This window comes from Serratia sp. A07 (genome assembly GCF_058725505.1).
In genome coordinates this window covers 20,952-35,221 of sequence record NZ_JBZXDO010000037.1, presented here as the reverse complement: position 1 = coordinate 35,221, position 14,270 = coordinate 20,952, and the positions used below count along the sequence as shown (strand labels likewise).

14 protein-coding genes are annotated in these 14,270 nt (G+C 58.7%); 10 read left to right on the top strand and 4 right to left on the bottom strand.

From position 1 onward, the window contains the following. Positions 1 to 72 precede the first annotated feature (72 nt). Positions 73 to 648, bottom strand: coding sequence for a GDP-mannose pyrophosphatase NudK (nudK, locus tag AC4PR2_RS23825; protein ID WP_492175562.1), 576 nt, complete (start codon positions 646 to 648; stop codon positions 73 to 75). 234 nt (positions 649 to 882) lie between these two features. On the opposite strand from nudK, the gene AC4PR2_RS23820 reads away from it, so the two are divergent. The 3 genes from AC4PR2_RS23820 to AC4PR2_RS23810 all read left to right on the top strand — a co-directional run bounded on the left by AC4PR2_RS23820 (position 883) and on the right by AC4PR2_RS23810 (position 5,253). Further along, positions 883 to 2,529, top strand: a complete 1,647-nt coding sequence (locus tag AC4PR2_RS23820; protein ID WP_346420557.1) for a M60 family metallopeptidase — start codon at positions 883 to 885, stop codon at positions 2,527 to 2,529. Positions 2,530 to 2,782: 253 nt separating this feature from the next. Further along, the gene (gene narQ, locus AC4PR2_RS23815) at positions 2,783 to 4,459 is read left to right on the top strand and encodes a nitrate/nitrite two-component system sensor histidine kinase NarQ (RefSeq protein WP_197757143.1); all 1,677 of its coding nucleotides are present in this window, start codon (positions 2,783 to 2,785) and stop codon (positions 4,457 to 4,459) included. Positions 4,460 to 4,620: 161 nt separating this feature from the next. After that, positions 4,621 to 5,253 (top strand): response regulator, encoded by a 633-nt coding sequence (locus AC4PR2_RS23810; RefSeq protein ID WP_049197963.1) that lies wholly within the window; start codon positions 4,621 to 4,623, stop codon positions 5,251 to 5,253. Positions 5,254 to 5,285: 32 nt separating this feature from the next. Here the strand turns inward: AC4PR2_RS23810 and AC4PR2_RS23805 are convergent, their stop codons facing one another. Next, complete coding sequence (locus AC4PR2_RS23805) at positions 5,286 to 5,564, bottom strand: winged helix-turn-helix domain-containing protein (RefSeq protein WP_004941750.1); 279 nt, start codon at positions 5,562 to 5,564, stop codon at positions 5,286 to 5,288. Positions 5,565 to 5,857: 293 nt separating this feature from the next. Here AC4PR2_RS23805 and acrD point away from each other — a divergent pair, with 293 nt between their 5' ends. After that, entirely contained in the window at positions 5,858 to 8,995 is a 3,138-nt protein-coding gene (acrD, locus tag AC4PR2_RS23800) for a multidrug efflux RND transporter permease AcrD (RefSeq protein ID WP_060441179.1), read from the top strand. 127 nt (positions 8,996 to 9,122) lie between these two features. Here the strand turns inward: acrD and ypfM are convergent, their stop codons facing one another. Next, on the bottom strand, positions 9,123 to 9,182 hold the full coding sequence (gene ypfM / locus AC4PR2_RS23795) for a protein YpfM (RefSeq protein ID WP_100396732.1): 60 nt from the start codon (positions 9,180 to 9,182) through the stop codon (positions 9,123 to 9,125). Between the two features lie 216 nt (positions 9,183 to 9,398). Between ypfM and AC4PR2_RS23790 the strand changes: the two genes are divergently transcribed. Both AC4PR2_RS23790 and AC4PR2_RS23785 read left to right on the top strand, forming a co-directional pair. Continuing rightward, positions 9,399 to 9,878, top strand: a complete 480-nt coding sequence (locus tag AC4PR2_RS23790; protein ID WP_142110334.1) for a tetratricopeptide repeat protein — start codon at positions 9,399 to 9,401, stop codon at positions 9,876 to 9,878. 9 nt (positions 9,879 to 9,887) lie between these two features. Then, a complete protein-coding gene (locus tag AC4PR2_RS23785; protein ID WP_060441177.1) occupies positions 9,888 to 10,319 on the top strand; it encodes a GNAT family N-acetyltransferase in 432 nt (143 codons plus the stop codon). 7 nt (positions 10,320 to 10,326) lie between these two features. On the opposite strand, the gene AC4PR2_RS23780 is transcribed toward AC4PR2_RS23785, so the two are convergent. Continuing rightward, positions 10,327 to 10,752, bottom strand: a complete 426-nt coding sequence (locus AC4PR2_RS23780; protein WP_060424809.1) for a GNAT family N-acetyltransferase — start codon at positions 10,750 to 10,752, stop codon at positions 10,327 to 10,329. A gap of 529 nt (positions 10,753 to 11,281) precedes the next feature. On the opposite strand from AC4PR2_RS23780, the gene AC4PR2_RS23775 reads away from it, so the two are divergent. From AC4PR2_RS23775 to AC4PR2_RS23760, 4 genes are all read left to right on the top strand, one after another. Then, on the top strand, positions 11,282 to 11,833 hold the full coding sequence (locus tag AC4PR2_RS23775; RefSeq protein WP_060424811.1) for a helix-turn-helix transcriptional regulator: 552 nt from the start codon (positions 11,282 to 11,284) through the stop codon (positions 11,831 to 11,833). A gap of 255 nt (positions 11,834 to 12,088) precedes the next feature. Further along, a complete protein-coding gene (locus tag AC4PR2_RS23770) occupies positions 12,089 to 12,475 on the top strand; it encodes an ArsC family reductase (RefSeq protein WP_060424813.1) in 387 nt (128 codons plus the stop codon). Next, positions 12,472 to 13,599 carry a succinyl-diaminopimelate desuccinylase gene (dapE, locus tag AC4PR2_RS23765; protein ID WP_492175561.1) on the top strand — a complete coding sequence of 376 codons (1,128 nt, stop codon included), beginning with the start codon at positions 12,472 to 12,474 and terminating at the stop codon, positions 13,597 to 13,599. The genes AC4PR2_RS23770 and dapE overlap by 4 nt, the downstream gene beginning before the upstream one ends. Next, positions 13,596 to 14,270: a M15 family metallopeptidase gene (locus AC4PR2_RS23760; RefSeq protein ID WP_089186283.1), complete on the top strand. Its 675-nt coding sequence runs from the start codon at positions 13,596 to 13,598 to the stop codon at positions 14,268 to 14,270. The genes dapE and AC4PR2_RS23760 overlap by 4 nt, the downstream gene beginning before the upstream one ends.

Here is a 14,270-nt window from a genome sequence, read left to right as displayed (position 1 = left end):
GGCGCAGGCGCTGCTGAAGTAAGCGGCCTGGCGCAAGCCGATAAAAAAGCCGGTCATCGTGACCGGCTTTTTTTATGCCATCACCCGATGAATCTGCAAATATTGCAGCAGCATGATGGTCTTGCCGTCTTTAATGCGGCCGTCGGCGATCATCGCCACCGCTTCGCTGAACGGCAGTTCGATCACTTCGATATCTTCATCTTCAATGCCGCCGCCGGCCGCGCGCCGCTCATCGTCATGGTATTCGGCGATAAAGAAGTGCACGATCTCGGTCACGCCGCCCGGCGACATGTAGGCTTCGAAGATTTTCTTGACCTCGCTCACCTGGAAGCCGGTTTCCTCCACCGCTTCGCGGCGCGCGCACTGCTCCGGCGAATCGGCGTCCAGCAGGCCGGCGCAGGCCTCGAGCAACATGCCGCTTTCGTTGCCGTTGACATAGGTCGGCATGCGGAACTGGTTGGTCAGCACCACCGTGCCCTTGGCGCGGTTGTACAGCAAAATGGTGGCGCCGTTGCCGCGATCGTAGACCTCACGCACCTGTTGCACCGAACCGCCTTTTTTGCGTTTCAGATCGAACGTGTACTTGTGCAGCACATACCAGTTGTCCGACAGCAGCTCTTTCTTCACATTCTCAATTTTCGACGACATGCCCTTTTCCCTTGAGTAGCAACCTGAAGATCATACCGCGATTGCGCCGCGCCGCGGCAGACGATTTGCAACAAAACATCATCTCTCCCAACGGTACCCCAACCTGAAATCATCTTAAAGTAAGTACATCTAAGTAGCGGAAAACCTGAAAAAAAACCATAAGGAAGAGCGCCAATATCATCCTAATAACACGCGCCTACTTTATTTTTCAACGCCTCTTTAGGGAAAACCAACGTGAAACTGACTCATCGCTGCTTGTTACCGTTAAGCCTTTTATTGATGGCCAGCGCCGGCGCCCACGCGGCGGACTGCGCCAACGTGCCGGAATGGACGGCTAAAACCTACGCCATCAAAGGCACACAGGTCATCAAGGACAATGCGCTGTTCGCCAATAAATGGTGGGCAGAAAAGCACCATATCCCCGGCGTAGCCGGTTGGGTCGGCGAACCCTGGCAAAACCTCGGCCAGTGTACCGCCCAGGAAGCCCCCTGGTGGCAAGCCTACGCCGAGCAGGAGGGATTCAACGATGCGCTGCGTTACATCGGCACCAGCCTGGACGCGCTGAATCAAGACGCCGAACAGGCGCTGGCGGACTCGCAAGATGCCCGCACGCCGCTGTATTGGCTCAAGCGCACCATGCAGATGTACCCGTCAGACACGCCAAATGTCTACCGGCTGCCGATCGTTCACGCCGCCAGTTGGTACAACTCCTTGTATGGCAGCATGGCGCGCGGAATTTTCTTCTACACCCGCACGCTGGGGAATCAGGGCGACAGCGTCACGATCAAGACCGGGGCCATTCCGGCAGGCAGCTCATGTTTTGCGGCGACCAGCGCCCGTTTCGATAATGTCGACAGCATCTACTCGGAAAAACGAAAGCTTGATGCCAACAAGGAGACCACTTATACCTTCGCGCAAACCGGCGTACTGGCCTTAGGCTGCAGCCATCCGCAAAAACAGCAAAACGGCGAATTGGTCCGGTTTGAGGTGAGCGGCGGTGGCGACAGCAACCTGCACATTCTCGGTCAAAATACGCAAGGCGACTGGGAGCAACAGAAGGCCGGCGCCAGCATCCTGGGCGGCGTCGTGTTGTATGACGGTAAATCCAATCACTTCGTACCGAAGAAAATCACCGACAAAACGCAGGAGATCATCAATAAATCGCTGGGGGAAAGCCTCAGCATTGCCGCGCTGTATGAAGCGGTGAACGGCATGGATGGTACCCACGAGATGTTCACGGCGTCACAGGGCTCCCTGTTCCTCAACTACAGCAAATGCTGCAGCGCGGAATACCGCGAGGGCGCGGTCAACGTCGGTTTCTTCGCCGACAAGACCACCCGCGCCAATGCCGCTCACTGGGGGCTCTGGCACGAACTGGGGCACGAGAACGAGCCGCAGTGGGAATACAACGTGTTCCCCGAAGTGCAGGTCAACCGCTATTCGGTACTGGCCTGCCGCCTGCTGTCGGAACGTAACGATTTTGACTATGGCCCGACCTGCAAACTGGGGGCAGACAAAGAGTGGGATCGGGATGCGGTGCGTAAGTTCCTCGCTTCGGAAGTGCGCTACGATGAGTTCCCGAAGCAGCAGCACGATCTCGCACTGGGATTCTTTACCCATCTGCTGCATGCTTATGATGAATCCTTCTTCCCGCGCATCAATCAGGAACGGTTGAAGCAGGCCTTCGCGGCACCGGGTAACACCATGCAGGATAAATATAAATACGTCTTCGGCACGCCGCAGAAGGTCATCGACTTCAGCGTGGTCGTCTACAGCCGGGAGGCGGGGCAGGATCTGCGCGAGTACTTTACCCGCTGGGGGTTGCGCTTCAGCGATGCTGCGGCGAAACAGGTTGCCGCGATGCATCTGCCGACGCCTTGACCGGCAGTGACAAAAACCGCCGACGAGGAGCCTTGCGCAAGATTTGATCCACGCTAAAGACAAATCGCCGGAGGAAACCAGCCCGCCGCTGAACATCGGCGGGCATTTCGCTATTCATTTGATTATACGACGACAATTGTTCCCGTTTTGTTGACAACTTGATACAAATCGCGGTGCATTTTAGTTGCAAAAGTTATAGTTTTGCTTTCGAATGAAACTGGCGAAGCGCCTCACCTGAGAGAAGGATCCATGATTGCTTGTTAAACGTTCCGTGACCGGCAGCCTGGCCAGAGCGCTGTTCGGCATCGTGATACTGTCGGTGCTCGCCACCGGGTTGGCGTTGACCACCGTCGCCGGCAGCCAGAGCGACGCCGAAGCGATCAATATCGCCGGTTCGCTGCGCATGCAAAGCTACCGGCTGGCCTTCGATCTCGACCAGCAGAGCCCGGAGCTGGAGCTGCACCTGCAGCAGTACCGGCAATCTTTACAGGCGCCGGCGCTGCAAAAGCTGGCGCGGTTTTACGTACCGGCCGAGGTGCGGAATCACTATCTGGCGCTGCAACGGGCATGGCAAACGATGGAGCGCCAGATCCGCGGCGGGCAGGCGGCCGCCTACCGGGCGGAGGTCGCCGGCTACGTCAACCGCGTCGATCATTTCGTTTCTGCCCTGCAGCGCTATTCCGAGCTGAAACTCACCCTGGTGGCCGCCGTCAGCGTGATCGGTTACGCCGCCATCATTGGCCTGGTGCTGTTCTGCATTCGCTTTATGCGCCGCCAGGTGGTCACGCCGCTGCAGCATCTGGTCGACGCCAGCCAGCGCGTGCAGCAGCGCGACTTCAGCCACCCGCAGCTGGACGTGGCGCTGCCGAACGAGCTCGGCGTGCTGTCGCAAACCTTCAGCGCCATGTCGGACGAGCTGGCCCGGCTCTATCAGTCGCTGGAGCTGAAAGTGCAGGAAAAGACCCGGCGCCTGCAGCAGGCCAACGAAACGCTGGAGGTACTGTATCGCTGTTCGCAGGCGCTGAGCGTGCGCCAGATCGATCAGCAGGCGTTCGAGAATGTGCTGCGCATTGTGCGCCAAAGCGAACGGCTGCGCTGCATCCGGCTGAACGTGGCGGACGACCACGGCCAATGGCAACTGAACGAAGGGGAAGCGGCGCCGACGCAAGCCTGGAACACGCTGCCGATCACCCAGAGCGACAAACCGCTTGGCGAGCTGCGTTGGCAGCCCGAGGCGCACCCGCCGCATCCTCATCTGATGCAGAGCCTGGCCAACATGCTGGGCCGCGGTGTCTACTTCAACCGGGCGCAAAAGCAGCACCAATATTTGCTGCTGATGGAAGAGCGCGCGACCATCGCCCGCGAGCTGCACGATTCGCTGGCGCAGACGCTGTCGTTCCTGCGCATTCAGCTTACGCTGCTCAGGCGCGCCACCGATGCGCCGGCGGCGCAGGTGATTATCGACGATTTCGATCGCACGCTGGCCGATGCCTATCGCCAACTGAGAGAATTACTGGCCACCTTCCGTCTCAATATTCAGGAGGCGGACCTGAACGCCGCGCTGGAGCAGCTGTTGCAGCCATTAAAGGCTCTAACCCCCGCGCGGATTCAGTTACACTGTCGGCTACCTTCGCAGGCGCTCAATGCCCAGCAGCAGGTGCACGCGCTGCAGATCGTGCGCGAGGCGGTGCTCAATGCCGTCAAGCACGCCGGGGCGAATGAAATCACCCTGTGTTGCGAAGTCAACGCCGCAGGCGACAACGTATTCAGCATTATCGACGACGGTTGCGGCATCGCCAGTCTGGAGGAACCGGAAGGGCACTACGGCTTGACCATCATGAGCGAACGCGCGGCGCGATTGGGAGGAACGCTGCACATTCGGCGCAGAAACGGCGGCGGCACGGCGGTCTGCCTGACATTCCCGCCCTGACCTCGCCGCTGTTCACTTTGCGTTACGGCTGCCGCCGGGCAGAAGGCCGCCCGGGGAGGTTTGCGGCGAAGATTGCCGCTATTTTTGAAGAGACAGTCCCACTGTGAAGCACGCCCCAGGGCGCGTTTGAGTGGCTTTACTTGCTACAGGGAGCATATTTCATGGTGATGAAGCAATACCGAGTCATGATCGTTGACGATCATCCGTTGATGCGGCGCGGCATCAAACAACTGCTGGGACTGGATGCGCGATTTGGCGTGGTGGCAGAGGCCGGCAACGGCAGTGAGGCGGTTGCGCTGGCACTGCAGCACACGCCGGACGTGATCTTGTTGGATCTGAACATGAAAGGCATGTCCGGGCTGGACACGCTGCGGGCCCTGCGCGACGAAGGCGTGGATGCGCGCATCATCGTGCTGACGGTTTCCGACGCGCGCAGCGATTTGTATGCGCTGATCGACGCCGGCGCCGACGGCTACCTGCTGAAGGACAGCGAGCCGGAACAGCTGCTGGAACACATCAGCGCCGCCGCCGAAGGGCAGAACGTGATCAGCGACGCCATGGCCGACTATTTGCTGGCGCGCGGCGAGCAACGCGATCCCTTCGCCGCCTTGACCGAACGCGAGCTGGACGTCTTGCAAGAGGTGGCGCGCGGCCTGTCCAACAAGCAGGTGGCGGCGCAGTTGCATATCTCTGAAGAAACCGTGAAGGTGCACATCCGCAACATACTGCGCAAGCTGGACGTGCGTTCTCGCGTGGCGGCGACGGTGATGTACCTGGAGCACAAAAGTCAATGATCGCCCCGCCCCGGCCAATGCGCCGGGGCAGCTTACTCGATGGCGCTGAGCAGCGCCTGATGATGCTGGTGCACCCAGCTCTTGTTGAACGGCCCCCAGCTTTCCAACTGATAAAAACCGTCGTTGTTGCGCACGCCCTGCTGCACGAACTGCAGCTCGACGCCCATGCCGGGCAGCGCCTTCAGCACATCCTGCAACGTGCGGCGCGGCCAGCCGGTCAGCGCCATCAACCGCGGCACATTGGGCCGCTCACTGTGGCTGATCAGCCAGCACAAATAAAGCCGACGGGCAAATACCGGGTTAATTCCCATGCCAAGCTCCTGCTGTAAGGTAAGTCCAGTTTTTACTTTCCGGTTCCCTGCGGCGAAGAGATGCGCAAGGCCTTTGAAAGTAATAAAAATGTCTTAATAGCGTACAATTACCGACGCCAGTACACCCACGCCGTTTTCCGCTACCGTTATTTACACTATCTCCTTTTTTTCTCCACGCTTTCCTCGGCTATCCCGAGTAAAGTGCAATAGCGCCGGAATCCTTCCCTGCCGCTGAAATGCATAATTCTGATGCGTTTTAAAGATAGAACAAGTCATAACGAGGTTCGCGCTGCATGGCCAATTTTTTTATTGATCGCCCGATTTTTGCCTGGGTGCTGGCAATTATTCTTTGCCTGACCGGGGCGTTGGCGATTTCTTCCCTACCGGTAGAACAATACCCGAATTTGGCGCCGCCGAACGTGCGCATCAGCGCAACTTACCCAGGTGCTTCGGCGCAAACGCTGGAAAACACCGTTACCCAAATCATTGAACAGAATATGACCGGCCTCGACAACATGATGTATATGTCGTCGCAGAGCACCAATACCGGCCAGGCCACCGTCACGCTGACGTTCGAAGCCGGCACCGATCCCAACGAGGCGATGCAGCAGGTGCAAAACCAGCTGCAGGCGGCGATCAAACGTCTGCCGCAGGCGGTGCAGAATCAGGGAGTCACGGTGTCGAAATCCGGCGACACCACGCTGATGATGGTGGCGTTCGTCTCCACCGACAACAGCATGGACAAGCAGGACATCGCCGATTACATCGTCTCCAACCTGCAGGATCCGCTCAGCCGCATCAACGGCGTCGGCAGCATGGACGTGTACGGCTCGCAATACGCCATGCGCATCTGGCTCGATCCCAACAAGCTCAACAGCTACCAGCTCACGACCCAGGACGTGGTCAAGGCCATTCAGTCGCAGAACGCCCAGGTGGCAGTCGGCCAGCTGGGCGGCACACCGTCGGTCGACAAGCAGGCGCTGAACGCCACCATCAACGCCCAGTCGCAGCTCCAGACGCCGGAACAGTTCCGCCAGATCACGCTGCGGGTCAATCAGGACGGCTCGCTGGTGACGCTGGGCAACGTCGCCACCGTCGAACTGGGCGGCGAGAATTACAACTACCTCAGCCGCTACAACGGCATGCAGGCCGCAGGCATGAACATCAAGTTGGCCTCCGGCGCCAACGAACTGCAGACCGACCAGCTGGTGAAGGACAAGATCGCCGAGCTGTCGCAGTACTTCCCACACGGGCTGGAGGCCAAGGTGGCCTATGAAACCACCCCGTTCGTCAAAGCCTCGATCAAGGACGTGGTGAAAACGCTGCTGGAAGCCATCCTGCTGGTGTTCCTGGTGATGTACCTGTTCCTGCAGAACTTCCGCGCCACGCTGATCCCCACCATCGCCGTGCCGGTCGTGCTGATGGGCACCTTCGCCATCCTTTCCGCCTGCGGTTTCAGTATCAATACCCTCACCATGTTCGCCATGGTGCTGGCGATCGGCCTGCTGGTGGACGACGCCATCGTGGTGGTGGAAAACGTCGAACGCGTGATGAGCGAGGAAGGCCTGCCACCGCGTGAGGCCACGCGCAAATCCATGGGGCAAATCCAGAGCGCGCTGGTCGGCATCGCGCTGGTGCTGTCGGCGGTATTTGTGCCGATGGCGTTCTTCGGTGGCACCACCGGCGCCATCTATCGCCAGTTCTCCATTACCATCGTCTCCGCCATGGTGTTGTCAGTGCTGGTGGCGATGATCCTGACCCCGGCCCTGTGCGCCACGCTGCTCAAACCGATCGCCAAGGGGCACCATCACGGCAAGCGCGGCTTCTTCGGCTGGTTCAACCGCATGTTCAACCGCAACGCCGAACGCTATGAGCGCGGCGTGGGGCGGATCCTGCACGCCAGCGGCCGCTACATGGTGATTTATCTGCTGTTGCTCGGCGGCATGGCGCTGCTGTTCATCAAGCTGCCGACCTCGTTCCTGCCGCAGGAAGACCGCGGTATCTTCACCGTACAGGTGCAACTGCCGGCGGGCTCCACCCTGCAGCAAACCTCTAAGGTGGTGGAAAAGGTCGAGCAGTACTTCCTGACCGAAGAGAAACAGGATGTGGTGTCGGTGTTCGCCATCATCGGCTCCGGCCCGGGCGGCAACGGCCAGAACGTGGCGCGCCTGTTTGTGCGATTGAAAGACTGGGATCTGCGCACCTCGGGCGCCAACAGTTCGTTCGACATCATCGATCGCGCCACGCTGGCATTCAACAAGATTAACGAAGCGCGGGTGATCGCCAGCAGCCCGCCGGCGATCACCGGCCTCGGCAACTCCTCCGGCTTCGATATGGAGTTGGAAGACCACGCCGGGCTCGGCCACGCCAAGCTGATGGCGGCGCGCGATCAGCTGCTGCAGCTGGCCGGGCAAAACCCGCTGCTGTCGCGCGTGCGCCACAACGGCCTGGACGACAGCCCGCAGCTGCAAATCGATATCGATCAGCGCAAGGCCCAGGCGCTGGGCGTGTCTATCGACGACATCAACAACACCCTCTCCACCGCCTGGGGCTCGACCTACGTCAACGACTTCGTCGACCGCGGCCGGGTGAAAAAAGTCTACGTGCAGGCCGCGGCGCCGTTCCGCATGCTGCCGGATGACATCAACAAATGGTATGTACGCAACAGCGCAGGCGGCATGGTGCCGTTCTCGGCCTTCGCCACCTCACACTGGGAGTACGGCTCGCCGCGGCTGGAGCGCTATAACGGCAGCTCGGCGCTGGAGATCGTCGGCGAGGCGGCCAACGGCGTCAGCACCGGCACCGCCATGGCGGAAATGGAGAAACTGGTCAGCCAACTGCCGACCGGCTTTGGCCTGGAATGGACCGCGATGTCCTATCAGGAACGGCTGTCCGGCTCGCAGGCGCCGGCGCTGTACGCCATCTCGCTGCTGGTGGTGTTCCTGTGCCTGGCGGCGCTGTATGAGAGCTGGTCGATCCCGTTCTCGGTGATGCTGGTGGTGCCGCTGGGGGTGATCGGCGCGGTCGCCGCCACCTGGCTGCGCGGCCTGGAGAACGACGTTTATTTCCAGGTTGGCCTGCTGACCATCATTGGGCTGTCGGCGAAAAACGCCATTCTGATCGTCGAGTTCGCCAATGAGCTGAACCATAAAGGGCAGGATCTGATGTCCGCCACGCTCGATGCGTCACGCATGCGTCTGCGGCCGATCCTGATGACCTCGCTGGCGTTTATCTTCGGCGTGCTGCCGATGGCCACCAGCAGCGGCGCCGGTTCCGGCAGCCAGCATGCGGTCGGCACCGGGGTCATGGGCGGCATGATCTCCGCCACCCTGCTGGCCATTTTCTTCGTGCCGCTGTTCTTCGTACTGGTGCGCCGCCGTTTCCCGGGTAAAGCGCATCCGGCAGGCAATACGACGGCCGCCGGGGACTGACCCGCGGGATATAAAAAAAGCAGCGTCGGGTGAACCGATGCTGCTTTATTTCAAACGATAATCTCGTTCCCAAGGTGTTTCAGTGACGCTCCAATGACTCAACCTTGCCATCTGCTTCAACGCTGTGTCAGTTGCCCAACATCTCATCAATGAAGTCTTTCCAGTTTCCTAATTCACGATCAACCATAATACTTTACAACCTCAATTATTTGACGAAGCGGATTCTACGCCTGTTTTTTGACCATGTGAAGGGAAACGGGAACGATGCCGGGCCCGGAAACCGGGGTTAGCGCACATTTTCGTATTTATCTGATCAATACTCAGTGCAGCTATTCCCTTGTGATATCAATTTCTCCACGATAGCGTGTAAAAGGTATAAAAATACGCCAATGGAGCGCCGATCATGTCCACCTCTTTGTCTCTTTCACAGCTGAAAACGCAGGGCCGCTATCAGGAAGCCACTGCACTGGCGCTACGGCAGCTGGCAGCAGAACCGGAAGCGGCGATGCTGCACTTTCAGCTGGCCTGCCTGTATGACGTACAGGGTCTGGAGCAACAGGCCATTCCCTGCTACCTCGCGGCGCTGGCCCGCGATTTGCCGCCCGCCCAGCGCCGCGAGGCCTGGCTGGGCCTCGGCAGCACCTACCGCGCCCTGGGAGAATACCCGGCTTCGCTACGGGCTTTCGACGATGGCCTGACCGAGTTCCCGCAGGCCAACGAGCTGATGCTGTTTCGCGCTATGGCGCTGTACAACCTGGGCGAAAATAAACGGGCCGTGGCCGATCTGTTGTTGCTGTTGGCGGACACCTCGTCAGACCCCGACATCCGCGGCTATCAGCGCGCCATTCGGCACTATGCCGCCGATCTCAATCTTATTGGTTAGAGGAAAACGATGGAAATTGTCACCGATCTGAACCGCCGCGCCATCGACTGGCAGCGGCTGTGCGAATTGCTGGAGGCAGCCGGACTGGGCAAGCGCGATCCACACACCCTGCGGCGCGTTTACCAACACAGCCAGTTTTGCTATTGGGGGTTTATCGGCGACGAGCTGATCGCCACCGCGCACGCCATCAGCGATCTGACCTCGGTCGCTTACCTGGCCGACGTGGCGATCGATCCGCGCTTTCAGGGACAGGGATTGGGGCGCCGGTTGATGGATCGGGTGATGCAAGACCTGGCGCCGCTCGGCAAGATTTTCATCTATTCCGTCCCGGAAAAGCTGGCCTTTTATAAAAAGTACGGCTTTCACGATTTGACCACCGGCATGGTGTATGCGGACGGCGCCTCTCTGCAGCGCCTGCAACAGGGAGGCTACGTGCGTTAAACGCGCTTCACAGGGTTTTGCTCATAAAGATACGGCTAGTCCCCGGCGGCAAGCAAGGCACTTCGCCCATACGTTGCCAGCCATGCCGTTGATAAAAGTCCGGCGCCTGAAAGCTGATGGTGTACAACACGGCGGAAAGGCAACCGCGCCGGCGACCTTCCTGTTCGAAGCGGCGCAACAGTTCGCTGCCCAGCCCCGCGCCGCGCAGCGCTTCCGGCAGATAAAAGAGATCGAGAAACAGCAGCCCTAACGATGAACGCCCGGTAATTCCCCCCAGAACCTCCCCACTGTCGGGATCTTTTACCACCACCGCCAGCGGCAGACGATCGCCGTAGCCGATCTGTTGATCATTAAAACGGTCCAACCCCTCCGCAATACAAGACGTTATTTCCGGCGTTACCCGATCGGAAATTTCGATATGACATTCTTTCACGCCAGCTCTCCGTATCAACCGCCCACATTACGCGCTGTTCGTCGCTCAAAACATCGCATTTTCTTTGTTTAGATTTATCTTTATCTCAATTTTAAACCGAATTTCCGCATAAACTCATAGACTGTCTTTCCACCGTTCAAAATAAAACCGCCATCGCGGCAAGAAAACAAGAAATATCTTAGTTATTAACCCATTAACGAAATCAGCCACGCTACAAGCATCGATAAAAACGATCGAATTTACTTTTGTGATAGGTGACATCTATGTTAATTCCTTTTAATAACCTGAGTATTAATAGAGGATTTCTATTCTATTAAACCGTCTCCGGCCAAAGGGCCGGCTAAAAAGCAGATTTACTCTTTATAAATCATGTTAGTATATGAGACTTTCCTTATTTGCCGCCGCCGAGAGAGGGCTTCTGCCTACGCGACAAGATAAGTTCAATGTGAAATTATTTAGATTGTTTCTTTTTTTATGTTTTAAGATATCGATCCTCACCGGGAAATAGAAAGTAAAGGACTATAATAAAATGGAAATTGATATTTTCAGCGATTGTGCCTATACCAGCGTCGGCATCCGACAACTCATTAAGCAAACCTGGGCGGAAAAACGCGCACCGGCCGGCTTTAGCCGCAAAAGAGTCTGCTTCATCGATGTCACCATCGCCAATTTTGAAGCGCGTTACCGCGATGAATATGCCAACCCCAACACCTACAAAATAGTCATTATCACTGACTGCCCGCATGAAATGGTGATTGTCGACAGAAAGACCATTATATTATCAAACCTTATATCATTGAGCCGTTTTAGCCACCTGATCGGCGACTTATATAAACGTTACAGCCACTATACCGAGCCGCCGCAACTGTCCCAGCGCGAGTCGCTTTTCCTCTCGGAATGGTCGACGGGAAAATCGCTGGCCGATATCAGCAGTGCCATGAATATCAGAAATAAAACCGCCAATCATTACAAGTCACGAATAATGAAAAAACTCGGCGCCAGCCGGATAAAACCGCTATTGCACATTACCCGCGTGCGCTGTTTAACCGATCGTTTAAACATAAGAATAAATAAAGAGTAACGCCCTCTTCTTCAGATTCGCATTTGCGGCTGAACGCCTTCGCCGGCATCTCTTCGAGAGCACCGCCGGCGAAGGCCGCCGCTCCGCCACGTTGCCTCTCCCTCTCCCAGGCACCCAATCGCACCTCATCCGCATCGTTGTCTGGATCTCGCCGCCGCTTTACTGGCATTATCTCTGCTATCGCCGGGCGGCGAGAGGGCCAAAGATCGCGCCCGCCGCTCAGTATCGACTCGACGAGACAGGTAGCTTTACGCCATGGCAAACAAACCGCAACAGACAACGCTGACGATGTACGGCATCAAAAACTGCGACACCATCAAAAAAGCCCGCCGCTGGCTGGAAGATCAGGGCGTGGCCTATCATTTTCACGACTACCGCGCCGACGGCCTGACCGAACAGCAGCTGCGCGGTTTTATCGCGCAACTGGGTTGGGAGCCGCTGCTCAATACTCGCGGCACCACCTGGCGCAAGCTGGATGAAGCGCAACGCAACGCCTGCGATAACGCCGACGCCGCCATCGCGCTGATGCTGGCGCAGCCGGCGATCATCAAACGCCCGCTGCTGAACGACGGCAACGGCCACGCCCTGCTCGGTTTCAACGCCGACGCTTACCAGCAATTTATCGCCGAGGTCGCCGTATGACTTGCCCGGTTATCGAACTGGCCCAACAGCTGATTAAACGCCCTTCCCTCAGCCCAAATGACGAAGGCTGCCAGCAGCTGATGATCGATCGCCTGCAGGCGATCGGTTTCACCGTCGAGGCGATGGACTTCGAAGACACCCAAAACTTCTGGGCCTGGCGCGGCGAAGGGCAAACCCTGGCGTTTGCCGGGCATACCGACGTGGTGCCGACCGGCGATGAAAAGCGTTGGGATACCCCGCCGTTTGAACCGGCGATCCGCGACGGCATGCTGTATGGCCGAGGTGCGGCAGACATGAAAGGCTCGTTGGCCGCGATGGTGGTGGCCGCAGAGCGCTTTGTCGCCGCCAACCCGAATCACCAGGGCCGCCTGGCTTTTCTGATCACCTCCGACGAAGAGGCCAGCGCCACCCACGGCACGGTTAAAGTGGTCGAAACGCTGATGGCGCGCAATGAGCGCCTGGATTACTGCCTGGTCGGCGAGCCGTCCAGCACCGAGCGCGTCGGCGACGTGGTGAAAAACGGCCGACGCGGCTCCATCACCGCCAACCTGCACATTCACGGCGTGCAGGGGCACGTCGCCTATCCGCACCTGGCCGACAACCCGGTGCACCGTGCCATGCCGGCGCTGAATGAACTGGTGGCGATCGAATGGGATCGCGGCAACGAGTTCTTCCCGCCGACCAGCATGCAGATCGCCAACGTGCAGGCCGGTACCGGCAGCAACAACGTGATCCCAGGCGATCTTTACGTGCAGTTCAACTTCCGTTTCAGCACCGAACTCACCGATGCGATGATCAAGCAGCGCGTGGAAGAGCTGCTGGAACGCCACCAGTTGAATTACAGCATCGAGTGGCGGCTGTCCGGCCAACCGTTCCTCACCTCGCGCGGCGCGCTGGTGGATGCGGTGGTCAACGCCGTCGAGCACTATTCTGAACTGACGCCGCAGCTGCTGACCACCGGCGGCACCTCCGACGGCCGCTTCATCGCGCAGATGGGCGCGCAGGTGGTGGAACTGGGGCCGGTCAACGCCACCATCCACAAGGTCAACGAATGTGTCAACGCCGCGGATCTGCAGCTGCTGAGCCGCATGTATCAACGCATCATGGAGCAATTGGTCGCATGATCAACGCAGAGATGCTCACCGGCCGCTCAACCGAACACCTGGCGCCGCTGAGCGGGAACCACCGGTTGCAGCCGCAGGCGGTCAACGCCTTTCTGGCGATGCAGCAGGCGGCGCGTGAGGCGGGATTCGATCTCCAGCCCGCCAGCACCTTCCGCGATTTCGACCGGCAGTTGGCTATCTGGAATGGCAAATTCTGCGGCCAGCGGCCAGTATTAGATAAGGACAGCCGCCCGATAGACGTTGCGCCGCTGTCCGCCGCCGAGCGCTGTGAGGCGATCCTGCGCTGGTCGGCCCTGCCGGGCGCCAGCCGCCATCACTGGGGCAGCGATCTCGACGTGTACGACCCGTCGCTGCTGCCGGAAGGGCAAAAGCTGCAGCTGGAGCCGTGGGAATATGAAGAAGGCGGTTACTTTGCGCCGCTCAACCAGTGGCTGACGGCGCATATGGCCGAGTTCGGTTTCTATCGCCCCTTTACCGAAGACAGCGGCGGCGTGGCGGTAGAGCCGTGGCATCTGAGCTACCGGCCGCTGGCGCAAGAAGCCGAGCATTTGCTGACCCCGGCGCTGTTGCTGACGGCCTGGCAAGATAAGGAGGTCGCCGGTGCCGAATGGCTCGAACGCCATCTGCCATCGATTTTTTCGCGTTTTATACGCAGTGAAGGAAAGGAGTAG

Bases quoted from the DNA above. Each gene is read 5' to 3' on its own strand.
- AC4PR2_RS23805 (WP_004941750.1), bottom strand. From the start codon at position 5,564: ATGGGAATTAACCCGGTATTTGCCCGTCGGCTTTATTTGTGCTGGCTG.
- AC4PR2_RS23790 (WP_142110334.1), top strand. From the start codon at position 9,399: ATGTCCACCTCTTTGTCTCTTTCACAGCTGAAAACGCAGGGCCGCTAT.
- AC4PR2_RS23810 (WP_049197963.1), top strand. From the start codon at position 4,621: ATGGTGATGAAGCAATACCGAGTCATGATCGTTGACGATCATCCGTTG.
- AC4PR2_RS23770 (WP_060424813.1), top strand. From the start codon at position 12,089: ATGGCAAACAAACCGCAACAGACAACGCTGACGATGTACGGCATCAAA.
- AC4PR2_RS23760 (WP_089186283.1), top strand. From the start codon at position 13,596: ATGATCAACGCAGAGATGCTCACCGGCCGCTCAACCGAACACCTGGCG.
- dapE (WP_492175561.1), top strand. From the start codon at position 12,472: ATGACTTGCCCGGTTATCGAACTGGCCCAACAGCTGATTAAACGCCCT.
- acrD (WP_060441179.1), top strand. From the start codon at position 5,858: ATGGCCAATTTTTTTATTGATCGCCCGATTTTTGCCTGGGTGCTGGCA.
- AC4PR2_RS23775 (WP_060424811.1), top strand. From the start codon at position 11,282: ATGGAAATTGATATTTTCAGCGATTGTGCCTATACCAGCGTCGGCATC.
- AC4PR2_RS23785 (WP_060441177.1), top strand. From the start codon at position 9,888: ATGGAAATTGTCACCGATCTGAACCGCCGCGCCATCGACTGGCAGCGG.
- nudK (WP_492175562.1), bottom strand. From the start codon at position 648: ATGTCGTCGAAAATTGAGAATGTGAAGAAAGAGCTGCTGTCGGACAAC.